This is a genomic window from Pseudomonas sp. TE3-3-F2023, assembly GCF_036784815.1.
Lineage (GTDB): Bacteria > Pseudomonadota > Gammaproteobacteria > Pseudomonadales > Pseudomonadaceae > Aquipseudomonas > Aquipseudomonas pudica.
Window position 1 is genome coordinate 4933203 of record NZ_CP145113.1, and the last position, 14884, is coordinate 4948086.

Here is a 14884-nt window from a genome sequence, read left to right on the forward strand (position 1 = left end):
ACCAACTTTGCGAAATCATGAAAAAGCCCGTGGATACGGGCTTTCGAGGGGGCAGTCGGTGTGTTGGACGCCGGTTATCCGGCGCTTGGTTGCCGATGGCGGCAAACCTGTACCGGCCTCGTCGCGGGTGGACCCGCTCCCACCGGTACAGCGCGGCACCTGTGGGAGCGGGTTCACCCGCGAAGAGGCCGGTACCGGTTTATTCAAGGCTCGCGGCAACCACCGTTGCTGTAAGGCCCGGCGAATTTCTTCCAGCCCTCCCCCGGCGGCCATTGCGAGCAGACCAGGCGCCCATCCACCTGGCTTTCCCAGCGCCACCAGGGCGCGGTACCGGCCTGGGCCTGGTACAGGCAAAAAGCAGCGACCAATGTGACAACCAGCCTTTTCATGACCCCTCCGGCAAAGACGACGAACCCCTTCATGACAAAGGGGTTCGCCCACATGCACTCAGCCAGCGACCATCAGGCCATCTGGATGACGGTCTGCATGATGGTGCTTTCAGTGGAGATAGTCTTGGCGTTCGCCTGGTAGTTGCTCTGCGCCTTGATCAGCTCTACCAGCTCCTGCGTCAGGTTCACGTTCGAGCCTTCCAGCGCGTTGGACTCGACGCTGCCCAGGGTACCTGTCTTCGGCGCATCGATGCCCGGGATACCGGACGTGTAGGTTTCGGTCCAGCGGGTACCACCAATCTGCTGCAGGCCCTGCTCGTTGGCGAAGCTGGCCAGGGCCACCTGGCCAATGGCGCGGGATTGCTGGTTGCTGAAGCTGGCGAACAGCACACCCGTCGAGTCGATGCTCAGGCTCGACAGGATACCGGTCGCGTAGCCGTCCTGGGACTGCGACATGCGCGCGGTCTCGGTGTTGTAGGAGGTGGTGCTGTTCATCGCCAGGCGCATGCCATCGGCATTGCCCACCGCGCCGTTGGAGATCCAGTTACCCGCAGAATCTTCAACCGCCGGCACCCAGCCAGTCATGGTGAAGGTGTTGTTGGTCACGGTGAACGACGAGCCCGCCGGGTGGCCGGTATTGTCCGCAGTCATGCTCTTGACCGAACCATCGCTGTTGAAGCTGATGGTGCCAGTCAGCGGCGCGGTGGAGGATGGCGAAAACGGGTTGCGCCCATCGACCAGGGTGTACATGGTCCACTCATTGGTGCCAGTCTTGCGATAGAACTGCTCCATGGTGTGCTCGTTACCCTGGCTGTCGTACACCTTGGTCGGGAAAGACTTGGTGTAAGTCGTCTGATCGGAAGGATCGAACGGCAGGTTCGGCACCATCGCGCCCGTGCCATCGTCCACTTCCAACGGAATGTCGGCGGCCGAAGAGTTCAGGTTGATGCCCTGGTCGATCAGGGACGTTGCCTTTGGCTGCAGCGACGACGTATCGATCTGCAGATCGGTCAGCACACCCTTCTGGATCTTGCCAGTCGAGTCGGCGGCATAGCCCTGCAGGCGCAGGCCGTCCGAGGTAACCACGAAGTTGTCCTTGCTGGCCTGGAAAGCACCGGCACGGGTGTACACGCGCGAGCCGTTATCAGACAGCACGAAGAAGCCCTGCCCCTGAATCCCCATGTCCAGCACGTTGCCGGTGGTATTGACGTCACCCTGGGTGAACTGCTGGGAAACTGCTGCCAGGCGCACGCCGTTACCTACCTGGTTCTTGCCCACGCCCAGGCGGTTGGAACCTGCATAGACATCGGCGAACTCGGCACGCGACGACTTGAAGCCGTTGGTGTTGACGTTGGCGATGTTGTTGCCAGTGACATCCAATTGCTTGTTTGCTGCGTACAGACCGCTAAGGCCGATATTGAAAGACATGAATTCGCTCCTTTTGCCGCTCTAGCGGGCCTTAGATACCGATGGTTTGCACGTCGGAGAGGGACACTTTGCCGACACCGGCGAGGTTGAGCACCATTTCGCCGGCGGCGCTGAAACTGACGCTGGTCACCTTGGCTGGCAACAGCGTATTCATCTGCACCGACTTGCCATCCACCGTGGTGGTGGCAGTGAAGGTGTAGGTACCAGGGTCGACTTTTTCGCCACTGTTGTTGGTACCGTCCCAGATGAAGTCGGCGTAACCGGCTTTCTGCTCACCCAGCTCGATGGTCTTGACGGTATTGCCGTCCTTGTCCTTGATGGTGATCTTCGCTTCACCGATGGCTTGTGGTACGACGAACTGCGCATTGAAGCTTTCTGCGGTGTCGACCACGGCCTTGTCGTTCTGCACCACCACCGAACGCCCGACCAGCGACGACGCCTGCAGGGCCTGGGACGAGGCCATGGCGCTGGTGATGGAGTTGACCGATTCGTTCAGCGAGGTAATGCCTTCCAGGCTGCTGAACTGCGCCAACTGGGCAACGAATTCACCGTTATCCTGTGGGTCCAGCGGGTTCTGGTGCTGCATCTGGGTGACCAGCAATTGCAGGAACGCGTCCTTGCCGAGCGAGTCGTTGCCGGTCTTGGATGCGGTGTCCGTGGTCTTCTTGGTGTTGGTACCTACACCCGACGCCGCCAGCACGTCATTGAGGTTCACACCGTTGGTATCGATTGCCATGGTCTGGTTTCCTTATCACTGACCGAGGGTCAGGACCTTCTGCATCATGGCCTTGGCCGTGTTCATCAGCTCGGCATTGGTCTGGAACGCGCGGCTGGCGGAGATCATGTCAGCCATCTCCTCAACCACGTTGACGTTCGGGTAGTAGACGTAGCCATCCTTGTTCGCCGCCGGGTGGTTGGGCTCGTAACGGGCCTCCAGGTTGCTCTGGTCCTCGACGATGCCTTTTACCTGCACGCCCTGCCCTGCCTCGCCCTGGTCTTCGAACAGCGACTGGCTGCCGCCGGCCTGCGCGTCCTGGAAGGTGGTGGCGAACACCGGGTGGCGGGCGCGGTAGGTCTGATCGATGCTCGAGGAAACGGTCTCGGCGTTGGCGATGTTGGAAGCAACGGTGTTCAGGCGCGTGTTCTGCGCACTCATGCCGCTACCGGCAATATTGAAGACACTGGAAAGGGACATGGTCATTCTCCCCGCAGGGCCGAAACCAGCCCTTTGAATTTACTGTTGAGCAAGGTGAAGCTGGCCTGGAAGCCGACGGCGTTTTCGGTGTAGTTCGATTGCTCGATCTGCGCGTCCACGGTGTTCTGGTCGATCGACGGCTGCGTTGGCGTGCGGTACTTGAGGGTATCGTCAGCCATGGCCAGGCCCTCGGCCTCGATATGACGACTGTTGGTACGATCCAGGCTGAAACGGCCGCCGCTTTGCTGCTTGTCGCTTTCGGCAGCGAGCACCGAGGCGAAGTCCATGTCGCGCGCCTTGTAGTTGGGCGTGTCGGCGTTGGCGATGTTGTTGGCCAGCACTTCGGCACGCTGAGCGCGGAAGCCCAGGGCCTTTTCGTGAATACCAAGCGCCTTGTCGAAACTGATGCTCATGTCGGGGAAACCTTCGGAGGTTGACCGGAATATCGTTGGGCAAGGTATAGCAAGTGCTGTGCCAACCAACAGAAACCCCGGAAATACGGGCTTGCAGGGCGAGATGCTGTCAGAGTGATGCCAGAAAAGCGGCAAAGGCCTTCCGCCTTGGGCGGCGAAAGCGGCAATTGCCGGGCGGCAAAAGCGGCAAAACAAAAAATTGACGTCAGCATTTCTCCTGTGCCGGCCTCTTCGCGGGTAAACCCGCTCCCACAAGGTTCTGCACAGCTTTCAAGGTCGGCGCGGTACCTGTGGGAGCGGGCATGCCCGCGAAGAGGCCGGCACAGGCAAACAAAAAGGCCGGCAACTTTCGCTGCCGGCCTTTGTGCTTACTTCGCCTGGTAGATGATTCCCGGGCTGCACTGCACCATCTGGTAATGGTCCGGCAGCCCGTTCAGCGCCTCGGAAGCCCCGAGGAACAGATACCCGCCCGGCTTCAAGGTACTGTGGATACGCAACAGGATGTCCTTCTTCACCTGCGCCGAGAAGTAGATCAGCACGTTACGGCAGAACACCACATCGAACTTGCCCAGGCTGGCATAGCTGTCGAGCAGGTTGAACGAGCGGAACTCGACGCGGCTGCGAATCGCAGGCTTGACTGCCCAGCGCCCCGCCCCCTTGGTGTCGAAGTAGCGCTGCAGGCGCTCCTGGGACAAGCCACGGGCAATCGCCAGGCTGTCGTACTCGCCGGTCTTGCAGTTGGTCAACATCGTGCCGGACAGGTCGGTGGCAACGATCTGCGCGCCCATCTTCAACTGGCCGAGGTTGCTGCGCTCGAATTCGTCGATGGCCATCGAGATGGAATACGGCTCCTGCCCCGACGAACAGGCCGCCGACCACATGCGCAGGCGCTGGCCGGGGTTGTTGCGGATGAACTCGGGTATGACCTTGTTCTTCAGTACCTCGAACGGATAGGTATCGCGAAACCACAGGGTCTCGTTGGTGGTCATGGCATCGACCACCTGCTCACGCAAGCCGCCGCGCGGCTGGGCCTGGATCCGCTGAACCAGCTCGCCCAGGCTCTTGATGCCCTGTTGCTCCATCAGCTTGTTGAGACGGCTGGAGACCAGGTACTGCTTATTCTCGCCCAGCAGGATGCCACAGGCTTTCTCCAGGAAGACCCGGAACTGTTCGAAATCCAAATTACCCGTAGACACTACTGCCGCCTCTTTTAAATCACTGGTGCCGGGGGCCTGCCCCCGGCTGCTTCAATGCGCTGCCTTGATCCGGTCGACTACCCGCTGGGCCAGGTCGTCCGGCTTGAACTTGGCCAGGAAGTCATCGGCACCGACCTTCTTGACCATCGCCTGGTTGAACACCCCGGAAAGCGAAGTATGCAGGCAGATGTGCAATTTTTGCATGCGCGGATCGCTGCGGATCTCCGCCGTCAGCGTATAACCGTCCATTTCCGGCATTTCAATGTCCGAGATCATCATCAGGAACTCTTCTTCCGGCTTCTTGCCCTCATCCACCAGCTGGCGCAGGTAGTTCAGGGCCTGACGGCCGTCGTTGAGCGCTACCACCTCGACCCCCACGGTCTGCAGGCAGCGGCTGACCTGCTTGCGCGCCACCGACGAATCGTCGACGGTGAGCACCCGCAACAGCACGGCCTTGTCCTGCACCTCGGCATCGATCACCCCGGCCGACACCGATTCGGACGACGGCGCCACTTCGGCCAGCACCTTCTCCACATCGATGATCTCGACCATGCGGTTGTCCACCCGGGTGACCGCCGTCAGGTAGTGGTCACGGCCGGTGCCCTTGGGTGGCGGATGGATTTCTTCCCAGTTCATGTTGACGATGCGCTCCACCGAGTGCACCAGGAAGCCCTGGGTCTTGGTGTTGTACTCGGTGATGATCACGAAACTGTTGCGCGTGTCTTCCTGCAGCGGCCGCAACCCGGTGGCCATCGACAGGTCGAGGATCGGGATGGTCGCCCCGCGAATATTGGCAACACCGCGCACCACCGGGTGCGCCTTGGGCAGCAGGGTCAGCGCAGGGCATTGCAGCACCTCCCTGACCTTGAATACGTTGATGCCGTAAAGCTGCTCGCCATTGAGGCGGAACAGCAGCAATTCCAGGCGATTCTGCCCCACCAGCTGCGTGCGCTGGTTGACCGAATCCATAACACCTGCCATGCCAGACTCCTTTATGTTTCAGCCTTTCGTTGCAACTCAGGTAGCGAGTCGGCACGGGCTTTGCTTTTTTGAGCGCCATGTACACGAAAACGACATTTTTCCGACGATTGACACGCCTGCTGACTGGCTCGCTGGCCATGCTGTGCCTGATGGTGCCCGGCGCTCGCACGGTAGCGGACGCGTTTACCTTGCCTGAACAGCTTATCGGTGTCACTCAAGGGTTTCTTGAATTCAGCGTCGAAGATTATCTGGCCACCACCCAGACCGCCGGCCGTTACGAGATCCAGGTCAACCCACTGGACCCGCGCCTGCGCATGCCGCTGTGCAGCCAGCAGCTGGACGCCTCGCTGGAAAGCCCGGCCCAGCCGCTGGGCCGCGTCACGGTAAAGGTCCGCTGCGAAGGCACTGCGCCATGGACCGTATTCGTGCCGGCCACCGTGCGGCTGTTCCGCGATGTGGTCGTGGTGACCCGGCCGCTCAAGCGCGACAACGTGGTGGGCGAAGGCGACGTGGCCCTGCGCGAGCGCGATGTCGGCACCCTGGGCCAAGGCTTTTTGACCGAACTGGAACAGGCGGTGGGCATGAAGATGCTGCGCCCCACGGTGATCGACCAGGTACTCACCCCGCAACACCTGGAACAGGCCGAGGTGGTGCGCAAGGGCGACCACGTGGTGATCATCGCCCGCAGTGGCAGCCTGAGTGTGCGCATGCCCGGAGAAGCCCTGAGCAAGGGCGGCCTGAGCGAACAGATCCGGGTGCGCAATCTCAATTCCAAACGGGTAATCAAAGCCAGGGTGACCGGCCCCGGCCAGGTCGAGGTAAGTATGTAGCCAGCCCATTGATTTGCGCTGGCGGTGAGGAACCGCTTTTCCTAAACTGTGTCAGAAAACGGGTTCGCGAGCTTGCTGACAGGCGGCTATGCATTTGTGCCTAAAGTTTCTTTCGGGTTGGCCGAAAACAAGGCAAGCGTCCAAATACCCAGAGGTTTCTGATCATGGTCATCGACTTCAGTCGTTTGAATAACTCTCCGTCCGTAACGGGCGGCGTGCGCGGCAACACCGCGAGCGGCAGCGCCGAAAAACCGGCAGCCAGCCAGGAAGCGGCAACCGCCACCAGCGCCAGCGGAGAAGCGGTACACCTCAGCCAAGAGGCCCAGCAGTTGCAGAAGATCAGCGACAAGCTGCGCGACGAGCCGGTGGTCAACAGTGCCCGTGTGGCCCAGTTGAAACAGGCGATCGCCGACGGCAGCTACCAGGTCGATGCCGGCCGGGTCGCCAGCAAACTGCTCGATTTCGAAGCCCAGCGCTGACCGTTCGGCGCGCTGACTTCATGGACGCTAGAAAAGCCAAGAGTTAGCCATGCACGACACCACCTTGCTGCAACTGATCGAAGATGACATTGCCCCCATGCAGGAACTGCTGGAGCTTCTGCAAAAAGAAGCGATCGCCCTGCATGGCCGCGACATGGCGCCACTGGAGAACATCCTGGCCCGCAAGCAGTCTTTGATCGTGCTGCTGGAGCAGCAAGGCCTGCGGCGCAACAACCTGCTTGCCAGCCTTGGCCTGAGCCCTGATCGCGCCGGAGTGGAAGCCGTGGCGGCACAATCGCCGAACGGTGAGCTGCTACTGCAACAACTCGATGTGATCAGCCAGCTGATGCAAGCCTGCCAGCAGCTCAACGAGACCAATGGCCGGATCATCCAGGTGCAGCAACACGTCACCAACAACCAGATCCGGATCCTCATGGGCGGCGAAGCCCCTTCGCTCTACGACAGCCGCGGCAGCACCTCGCCACTGGCCAAGCCACGGGCGCTCAGCCAAGTGTGATTTTTTCTATCAAGGCACGGAACATACTGGCAAAATGCCGTTAATTGCGTGTGTCGCTTTTGCCTGGAGAACGATAAGCCGTGTTCAATGAATCCGATGCCCCGCAGCCGCCAAAGGTGCTGAACACCCCTTTGGAGATTGCGGCCAACTTGCGGCAGCTGCAGGAAAGCCATGACCCTCTGATCATCACCTTCCACGACCGCAGCCAGCGCTTCCAGAGCTACGTGGTGCACGTGGACCGTGAAAGCAACACCTTGGCGCTGGACGAGATGATCCCGCGCGACGGTGAGAAGTTCATCGAGAACGGCGAACACTTTCGCGTCGAAGGCTTCCACGATGGCGTGCGTATCGCCTGGGACTGTAACCACGAGCTGAAGATCAGCGAAGTCGACGGCCACCGTTGCTACCGCGGCGCCATGCCCCAGGAAATGACCTACCACCAGCGCCGCAACGCCTTCCGTGCCGCGCTGAAGCTGTCGCAGCTGGTCGATATCATCCTTGATGGTACCCACCTCAAGGGCAACGGCGCCCTGCGTGGCAAGCTGCTGGACATCTCCGCCACCGGCTGCAAGCTGCGCTTCGAAGGCAATGTCGAAGATCGCCTGCAACTGGGCCAGGTGTACGAGCGATTCAAGGCGGGTAACCCGCTGGGCCTGGTCGACACCATGGTCGAACTGCGTCACCTGCACTACGAAGAGCGGATCAACACTACCTTTGCCGGGGTGCGCTTCCACAACCTCAACGGGCAGGCGCAGCGCAAGGTCGAGAGCTTCGTGTACCAGTTGCAGCGTGAAGCGCGGCGGTTCGACAAAGACGACTATTGATTGTCGATCGAGTACAAAAACGCCACCTATCAAGGTGGCGTTGTCATTGGTGCGTCTCCTCTGCCGGCCTCTTCGCGGGCTCGCCCGCTCCCACAGGTACAGCGCATGCCTTGAGCCCGGCGCGGCTTCCTGTGGGAGCGGGTTCACCCGCGAAGATGCCGGCATAGATCTACACCGACTTGCTGACCTCACCTTCCGGCTCAGGCTGCTTGTCAGCCCCCTTCTCTTCCGCCTCGGTATCCTCCGCCGCCACCGGCGCCTGCATTACCTCCTGCACCGTCTGCTCATCCACCCGTGGGTCCAGCGCCGCCGACAACGGTGAACCTGCAGCCGGCATGGCAACGTGGCCCAAAGGTGCATCCTGCACCTGATGCAGCCCGGTAACCGCCTTCGGCCGGATGCGCCACACCAGCACCAGGGCAAAGAACACGAAGAAGGCATACAGCATCTGCGGGCCCAGCACCTTCATCAGCACACCTGCGGCCAGCGGCCCGATACACGCGCCCACGCCGTAGGTCACCAGCAGCATCGCGGTCAGCGACACCCGCCGTTCGCTTTCCACATGGTCGTTGGAAAACGCCACAGCCAGCGGATACAGGCAGAATTGCAGCAACGAAATCACGAAGCCTATTCCAAACAGCAACTCCAGCGGCACGCTGGGCAACATTGCCAGCGGCGCCGAGGCCAGCGCCAACCCCACCGCCACGCTGCGGATCAGCACGGCCCGATCATAGCGGTCAGACAACCAGCCCAGCGGCCACTGCACCAACAGGCCGGCAAAAATGCAGCTACCCATGAACAGACCAACCTGCTCGGTAGTCATGCCCTGGCTGGAGGCATACAAAGGCGCCAGGCCATAGAACGAGCCGACGATAAGCCCCGAACCCAGCACCGTGCTGAGCGACTGCGGCACGCGCTTGATGAAGAACTTCGGCTCCATGGGTGCCGGGCGCAACGGCGCCGGGTGAATGCGCCGGGTCATCGCGACCGGTACCAGGCACAGGGTGAAACACATGGCCACCAGCATCAGCAACTCCAGGCCAAGCTGTGGGTGCACCACCAGGATCAGCTGGCCGAGCACCAGGCCCAGGTACGAGGCGATCATGTAGCCGCTGAATACCGCGCCGCGATGCTTCACATCAGCCTGCTCGTTCAGCCAGCTCTCGATGACCATGTACTGACACATCATCCCCAGGCCGACGATCATCCGCAGCCCGACCCAAGCCGGCAACCAGCTGGTCAGACCATGGCCGAGCACCGCCGCGCCGACGATGCCGGCGCAAGTGGCATAGGCGCGAATGTGCCCTACCCGGCCAATCAACCGGTGGCCGACCTTGCCGCCTACTGCCAGGCCGAAGTAGTTGGCCGCCATCAAGGCACCCACCCACAGGCTGTCGACATGATCGGCTGCCAGGCGCAGGGCCAGGTAGGTACTGAGCAGGCCCGAGCCGATCAACATCATCAGCGCGGCGAAATACAACGACTGAAACGGCTTCCAGATATTTCGCATAAGTCCCTTGCGGCTCCCGGGTCAGGTGGCGATGGGTTGCAGCCAAGCATAAGGGCAAATGCCAGGGAATGAGTGCATTGGCGGGTAAAATGCTGTTGCCGGGGCGCGTCCGGTGCAGGTCATGTCGCGATCAGGCCTGTAAGCAGACTGACAGGCACCCCCTTCCGTTGGCTGAAACGCATCCATGTCCCAAGTCGACAGGCAGTACCTTAGCCTGGGCTACCGCCTCAGCAATCATCGGAGACTTACATGATAAGGGCAAATTTCACCGCTACACTTTCTAACGTCCACCGTGGCCAGATCGTTGTTGCAGACAACAACGTACACCCAGTGCTTGGCCTGGATGAAGACGGCTGGCTGTGCACGACAGCCGCGCGCAGGAGCGTGCCACGCAGCGCGAATCAATTCCAACGACTTGCATTCCATTTCGAATTCATCGAACACCGTGAAAACCGCACGCACTACTACATTACCTGCGCAGAACACTGGGCCTATATTGGCGCCAGGCTTGAAAGCAATTCCAATGGCTGGCTAGGCCTGTATGGTACGCATGTGGCCGGGCGGGTCCGGGATGTGCTCAACGCCCCACATCCGTACAACCTGCTACGTACCCGGCCTTACTGGAAAATCGAAACGCTCCAGCCATGGGACGGCACAGTGGAGAGCGCCGGCCTTATTCCCTTCTACCTGCGGGACATGAACGGCTACCGTGTTGCGGAGTCGCTCTCGGACGATGTCCCGGTACTTGACCTGGGCCGTCAGTACTACCTCAACGCCGGCGAGCGTACCGGTGACGTGCTCGAATTCTTCCTGCGCGATATTCAGCTGACCTGACCAGCAAGCGCAGTACTCGGACGGCTACTCCCGCAAGGTCATGCCATTGGCCGGCAGCGGCAAGGCCGTCTTGTAGCGCACCTGCTTCAAGGCAAAACTGGAACGGATGTTGGCCACCCCTGGCAACCGAGTCAGGTAATCCAGGAACCGTTCCAGCGCCTGGATGCTGGGCAGCAGTACCCGCAACAGGTAGTCCGGATCGCCCGTCATCAGGTAACACTCCATCACTTCTGGCCGTTCGGCAATTTCTTCCTCGAAACGGTGCAACGACTGCTCGACCTGTTTTTCCAGGCTCACATGGATGAACACGTTCACGTCCAGCCCCAGCGCCTCGGGCGACAGCAAGGTCACCTGCTGGCGGATCACCCCCAGTTCTTCCATGGCCCGCACTCGGTTGAAGCAGGGTGTGGGGGACAGGTTCACCGAGCGGGCCAGCTCGGCGTTGGTGATGCGGGCATTTTCTTGCAAGCTGTTGAGAATGCCGATATCGGTACGATCGAGTTTGCGCATGAGACAAAATCACCGGTTTTTTGTGTTTATGCGGAATGTTTATCTGCCCTGCTCGGCAAAGGCAATCAACTTGAGAGAAAAATTCTCCTGCTGGCCCACTAAGATGTAAGGGACGCTGACCTACCAGTCACAAGCCGGTACTCAGCGGCGGCCGCTTCAGAGCTCACAAAAACAAATACCCGAGCGAGCGTAAAAAGCATGAACGAGTACGCCCCCCTGCGTTTGCATGTGCCCGAGCCTACCGGCCGGCCAGGCTGCCAGACCGATTTCTCCTACCTGCGCCTGAACGATGCAGGTCAAGCCCGTAAACCGCCAGTCGATGTCGACGCTGCCGACACCGCGGACCTGTCCTACAGCCTGATCCGCGTGCTCGACGAGCAAGGCGACGCGCAAGGCCCGTGGGCCGAAGACATCGACCCGCAAGTTCTCCGCCAGGGCATGCGCGCCATGCTCAAGACGCGGATTTTCGACAGCCGCATGGTAGTCGCCCAGCGCCAGAAGAAGATGTCCTTCTACATGCAGAGCCTGGGTGAAGAGGCCATCGGCAGCGGCCAGGCCCTGGCCCTGAACCGCACCGACATGTGCTTCCCCACCTACCGCCAGCAAAGCATCCTGATGGCCCGCGACGTGTCGCTGGTCGAGATGATCTGCCAGCTGCTGTCCAACGAGCGCGACCCGCTCAAGGGCCGCCAGCTGCCGATCATGTATTCGGTACGCGAGGCCGGCTTCTTCACCATCAGCGGCAACCTGGCGACCCAGTTCGTGCAGGCGGTCGGCTGGGCCATGGCCTCGGCGATCAAGGGCGATACCAAGATCGCCTCGGCATGGATCGGCGACGGCGCAACCGCCGAGTCGGACTTCCACACCGCCCTCACCTTCGCCCACGTGTACCGTGCCCCGGTGATCCTCAACGTGGTCAACAACCAGTGGGCGATCTCCACCTTCCAGGCCATCGCCGGTGGCGAGTCGACCACCTTCGCCGGCCGTGGCGTGGGTTGCGGCATTGCCTCGCTACGGGTTGACGGCAACGACTTCGTCGCCGTGTACGCCGCTTCGCGCTGGGCCGCAGAACGCGCCCGTCGCGGCCTGGGCCCGAGCCTGATCGAATGGGTCACCTACCGTGCCGGCCCGCATTCCACTTCGGACGACCCGTCTAAGTACCGCCCGGCCGATGACTGGAGCCACTTCCCGCTCGGCGACCCGATCGCCCGCCTGAAGCAGCACCTGATCAAGATCGGCCACTGGTCCGAGGAAGAGCACCAGGCCACCACTGCCGAGCTGGAAGCCGCGGTGATCGCCGCGCAGAAAGAAGCCGAGCAGTACGGCACCCTGGCCAATGGTCACATCCCGAGTGCCGCCTCGATGTTCGAGGACGTGTACAAGGAAATGCCCGACCACCTGCGCCGTCAACGCCAGGAACTGGGGGTTTGAGATGAACGACCACAACAACAGCATCAACCCGGAAACCGCCATGGCCACCACTACCATGACCATGATCCAGGCCCTGCGCTCGGCCATGGATGTCATGCTCGAGCGCGACGACAATGTGGTGATCTACGGCCAGGACGTCGGCTACTTCGGCGGCGTGTTCCGCTGCACCGAAGGCCTGCAGACCAAGTACGGCAAGTCCCGTGTGTTCGACGCGCCGATCTCCGAGAGCGGTATCGTCGGCACCGCCGTGGGCATGGGTGCCTACGGCCTGCGCCCGGTGGTGGAAATCCAGTTCGCCGACTATTTCTACCCGGCCTCCGACCAGATCGTTTCCGAGATGGCGCGCCTGCGTTACCGTTCGGCCGGCGAATTCATCGCCCCGCTGACCCTGCGCATGCCCTGCGGTGGCGGGATCTATGGCGGCCAGACACACAGCCAGAGCCCGGAAGCGATGTTCACCCAGGTGTGCGGCCTGCGGACTGTCATGCCGTCCAACCCCTATGACGCCAAGGGCCTGCTGATCGCCTCGATCGAATGCGATGACCCGGTGATCTTCCTGGAACCCAAGCGCCTGTACAACGGCCCGTTCGACGGCCACCACGACCGCCCTGTCACGCCGTGGTCGAAGCACCCGCAAAGCGCCGTGCCCGATGGCTACTACAGCGTGCCGCTGGACAAGGCGGCCATTACCCGCCCCGGCAATGACGTGACCGTGCTGACCTACGGCACCACGGTGTACGTGGCCCAGGTGGCCGCCGAAGAAACCGGCGTCGACGCCGAGGTGATCGACCTGCGCAGCCTGTGGCCGCTGGACCTGGACACCATCGTCGAGTCTGTGAAAAAGACTGGCCGCTGCGTGGTGGTACACGAGGCTACCCGCACCTGCGGTTTCGGCGCCGAACTGGTGTCGCTGGTGCAGGAACACTGCTTCCACCACCTGGAGGCGCCGATCGAGCGCGTCACCGGCTGGGACACCCCCTACCCACACGCACAGGAATGGGCTTACTTCCCAGGGCCTTCGCGGGTAGGTGCGGCATTGAAAAAGGTCATGGAGGTCTGAATGGGCACGCACGTCATCAAGATGCCGGACATTGGCGAAGGCATCGCGCAGGTCGAGTTGGTCGAGTGGTTCGTCAAGGTCGGTGACATGATCGCCGAAGACCAGGTAGTCGCCGACGTCATGACCGACAAGGCCACCGTGGAAATCCCTTCGCCGGTCAGCGGCAAGGTGCTGGCACTGGGTGGGCAACCAGGTGAAGTGATGGCGGTCGGCAGCGAGCTGATCCGCATCGAAGTGGAAGGCAGCGGCAACCATGTGGATGTGCCCACCAAGGATGTGCCCAAGCGCGAACAGGTCGAGGCCCCCGATGCCCCGGTAGCCGCCAAGCTAGAGCCGCAGAAGGAAGCAAGACCGGCCGCGTACCAGACGCCCGTCAACCACGAGGCAGCCCCGATCGTGCCACGCCAGCCAGGCGACAAGCCGCTGGCCTCGCCGGCGGTGCGCAAGCGTGCTCTGGATGCAGGTATCGAACTGCGTTACGTGCATGGCAGCGGCCCGGCCGGGCGCATCCTGCACGAAGACCTCGACGCCTTCATGAGCAAGCCGCACAGCGCCGGCGGACAAGCCCCGAGCGGCTATGCCAAGCGCACCGACAGCGAGCAGGTGCCGGTGATCGGCCTGCGCCGCAAGATCGCTCAGCGCATGCAGGACGCCAAGCGCCGGGTTGCGCACTTCAGCTATGTGGAAGAAATCGACGTCACCGCCCTGGAAGCCCTGCGCCAGCAACTCAACAGCAAGCATGGCGACAGCCGCGGCAAGCTGACCCTGCTGCCGTTCCTGGTGCGTGCCCTTGTCGTGGCACTGCGCGATTTCCCGCAGATCAACGCCACCTATGACGACGAAGCCCAGGTCATCACCCGCCATGGCGCGGTACATGTGGGTATCGCCACCCAGGGCGACAACGGCCTGATGGTACCGGTGCTGCGCCATGCCGAAGCTGGCAGCCTGTGGAGCAACGCCAGCGAGATCTCGCGCCTGGCCAACGCTGCCCGCAACAACAAGGCCAGCCGCGACGAGCTGTCCGGTTCGACCATCACCCTGACCAGCCTGGGCGCCCTGGGCGGCATCGTCAGCACGCCGGTGGTCAACACCCCGGAAGTGGCGATCGTCGGCGTCAACCGCATGGTCGAGCGACCTGTGGTGATCGATGGCCAGATCGTCGTGCGCAAGATGATGAACCTGTCCAGCTCGTTCGACCACCGCGTGGTCGATGGCATGGACGCCGCGCTGTTCATCCAGGCCGTGCGCGGCCTGCTCGAACAACCCGCCTGCCTGTTCGTGGAGTGA

The 14884-nt window shown here is 61.7% G+C and carries 17 protein-coding genes; 8 read left to right on the forward strand and 9 right to left on the reverse strand.

Going from position 1 to position 14884, the window contains the following annotated elements:
• Positions 1–203: 203 nt before the first annotated feature.
• From V3314_RS22675 to V3314_RS22705, 7 genes are all read right to left on the reverse strand, one after another.
• Positions 204–389, reverse strand: a complete 186-nt coding sequence (locus tag V3314_RS22675; RefSeq protein ID WP_046614606.1) for a hypothetical protein — start codon at positions 387–389, stop codon at positions 204–206.
• 72 nt (positions 390–461) lie between these two features.
• Entirely contained in the window at positions 462–1817 is a 1356-nt protein-coding gene (gene flgE / locus V3314_RS22680) for a flagellar hook protein FlgE (protein WP_046614607.1), read from the reverse strand.
• Between the two features lie 31 nt (positions 1818–1848).
• Complete coding sequence (gene flgD / locus V3314_RS22685; protein ID WP_338459666.1) at positions 1849–2553, reverse strand: flagellar hook assembly protein FlgD; 705 nt, start codon at positions 2551–2553, stop codon at positions 1849–1851.
• A 15-nt stretch (positions 2554–2568) separates the two neighbouring features.
• Entirely contained in the window at positions 2569–3012 is a 444-nt protein-coding gene (gene flgC / locus V3314_RS22690) for a flagellar basal body rod protein FlgC (protein WP_003257260.1), read from the reverse strand.
• A gap of 2 nt (positions 3013–3014) precedes the next feature.
• Complete coding sequence (flgB, locus tag V3314_RS22695; RefSeq protein WP_015271243.1) at positions 3015–3425, reverse strand: flagellar basal body rod protein FlgB; 411 nt, start codon at positions 3423–3425, stop codon at positions 3015–3017.
• A gap of 368 nt (positions 3426–3793) precedes the next feature.
• On the reverse strand, positions 3794–4621 hold the full coding sequence (gene cheR / locus V3314_RS22700; protein ID WP_046614609.1) for a protein-glutamate O-methyltransferase CheR: 828 nt from the start codon (positions 4619–4621) through the stop codon (positions 3794–3796).
• Positions 4622–4672: 51 nt separating this feature from the next.
• The gene (locus V3314_RS22705) at positions 4673–5602 is read right to left on the reverse strand and encodes a chemotaxis protein CheV (RefSeq protein ID WP_013973629.1); all 930 of its coding nucleotides are present in this window, start codon (positions 5600–5602) and stop codon (positions 4673–4675) included.
• A 77-nt stretch (positions 5603–5679) separates the two neighbouring features.
• Between V3314_RS22705 and flgA the strand changes: the two genes are divergently transcribed.
• The 4 genes from flgA to V3314_RS22725 all read left to right on the forward strand — a co-directional run bounded on the left by flgA (position 5680) and on the right by V3314_RS22725 (position 8252).
• The gene (gene flgA / locus V3314_RS22710) at positions 5680–6432 is read left to right on the forward strand and encodes a flagellar basal body P-ring formation chaperone FlgA (RefSeq protein WP_046614610.1); all 753 of its coding nucleotides are present in this window, start codon (positions 5680–5682) and stop codon (positions 6430–6432) included.
• 164 nt (positions 6433–6596) lie between these two features.
• Entirely contained in the window at positions 6597–6911 is a 315-nt protein-coding gene (flgM, locus tag V3314_RS22715; RefSeq protein WP_015271247.1) for a flagellar biosynthesis anti-sigma factor FlgM, read from the forward strand.
• Between the two features lie 49 nt (positions 6912–6960).
• On the forward strand, positions 6961–7428 hold the full coding sequence (locus V3314_RS22720) for a flagellar protein FlgN (protein ID WP_085601607.1): 468 nt from the start codon (positions 6961–6963) through the stop codon (positions 7426–7428).
• 80 nt (positions 7429–7508) lie between these two features.
• Complete coding sequence (locus V3314_RS22725; RefSeq protein WP_046614612.1) at positions 7509–8252, forward strand: flagellar brake protein; 744 nt, start codon at positions 7509–7511, stop codon at positions 8250–8252.
• Between the two features lie 169 nt (positions 8253–8421).
• Here the strand turns inward: V3314_RS22725 and V3314_RS22730 are convergent, their stop codons facing one another.
• Positions 8422–9762 carry an MFS transporter gene (locus V3314_RS22730; RefSeq protein ID WP_046614613.1) on the reverse strand — a complete coding sequence of 447 codons (1341 nt, stop codon included), beginning with the start codon at positions 9760–9762 and terminating at the stop codon, positions 8422–8424.
• A gap of 249 nt (positions 9763–10011) precedes the next feature.
• Here V3314_RS22730 and V3314_RS22735 point away from each other — a divergent pair, with 249 nt between their 5' ends.
• On the forward strand, positions 10012–10596 hold the full coding sequence (locus V3314_RS22735; RefSeq protein WP_152666418.1) for a hypothetical protein: 585 nt from the start codon (positions 10012–10014) through the stop codon (positions 10594–10596).
• 24 nt (positions 10597–10620) lie between these two features.
• On the opposite strand, the gene bkdR is transcribed toward V3314_RS22735, so the two are convergent.
• On the reverse strand, positions 10621–11106 hold the full coding sequence (gene bkdR / locus V3314_RS22740; RefSeq protein ID WP_012273540.1) for a Bkd operon transcriptional regulator BkdR: 486 nt from the start codon (positions 11104–11106) through the stop codon (positions 10621–10623).
• A gap of 198 nt (positions 11107–11304) precedes the next feature.
• On the opposite strand from bkdR, the gene V3314_RS22745 reads away from it, so the two are divergent.
• The 3 genes from V3314_RS22745 to V3314_RS22755 are packed head-to-tail and all read left to right on the forward strand — an operon-like array spanning position 11305 to position 14884.
• Entirely contained in the window at positions 11305–12537 is a 1233-nt protein-coding gene (locus tag V3314_RS22745) for a 3-methyl-2-oxobutanoate dehydrogenase (2-methylpropanoyl-transferring) subunit alpha (RefSeq protein ID WP_013973636.1), read from the forward strand.
• 1 nt (position 12538) lies between these two features.
• Positions 12539–13597, forward strand: coding sequence for an alpha-ketoacid dehydrogenase subunit beta (locus V3314_RS22750; protein ID WP_108481249.1), 1059 nt, complete (start codon positions 12539–12541; stop codon positions 13595–13597).
• A complete protein-coding gene (locus V3314_RS22755) occupies positions 13598–14884 on the forward strand; it encodes a dihydrolipoamide acetyltransferase family protein (protein ID WP_338459668.1) in 1287 nt (428 codons plus the stop codon).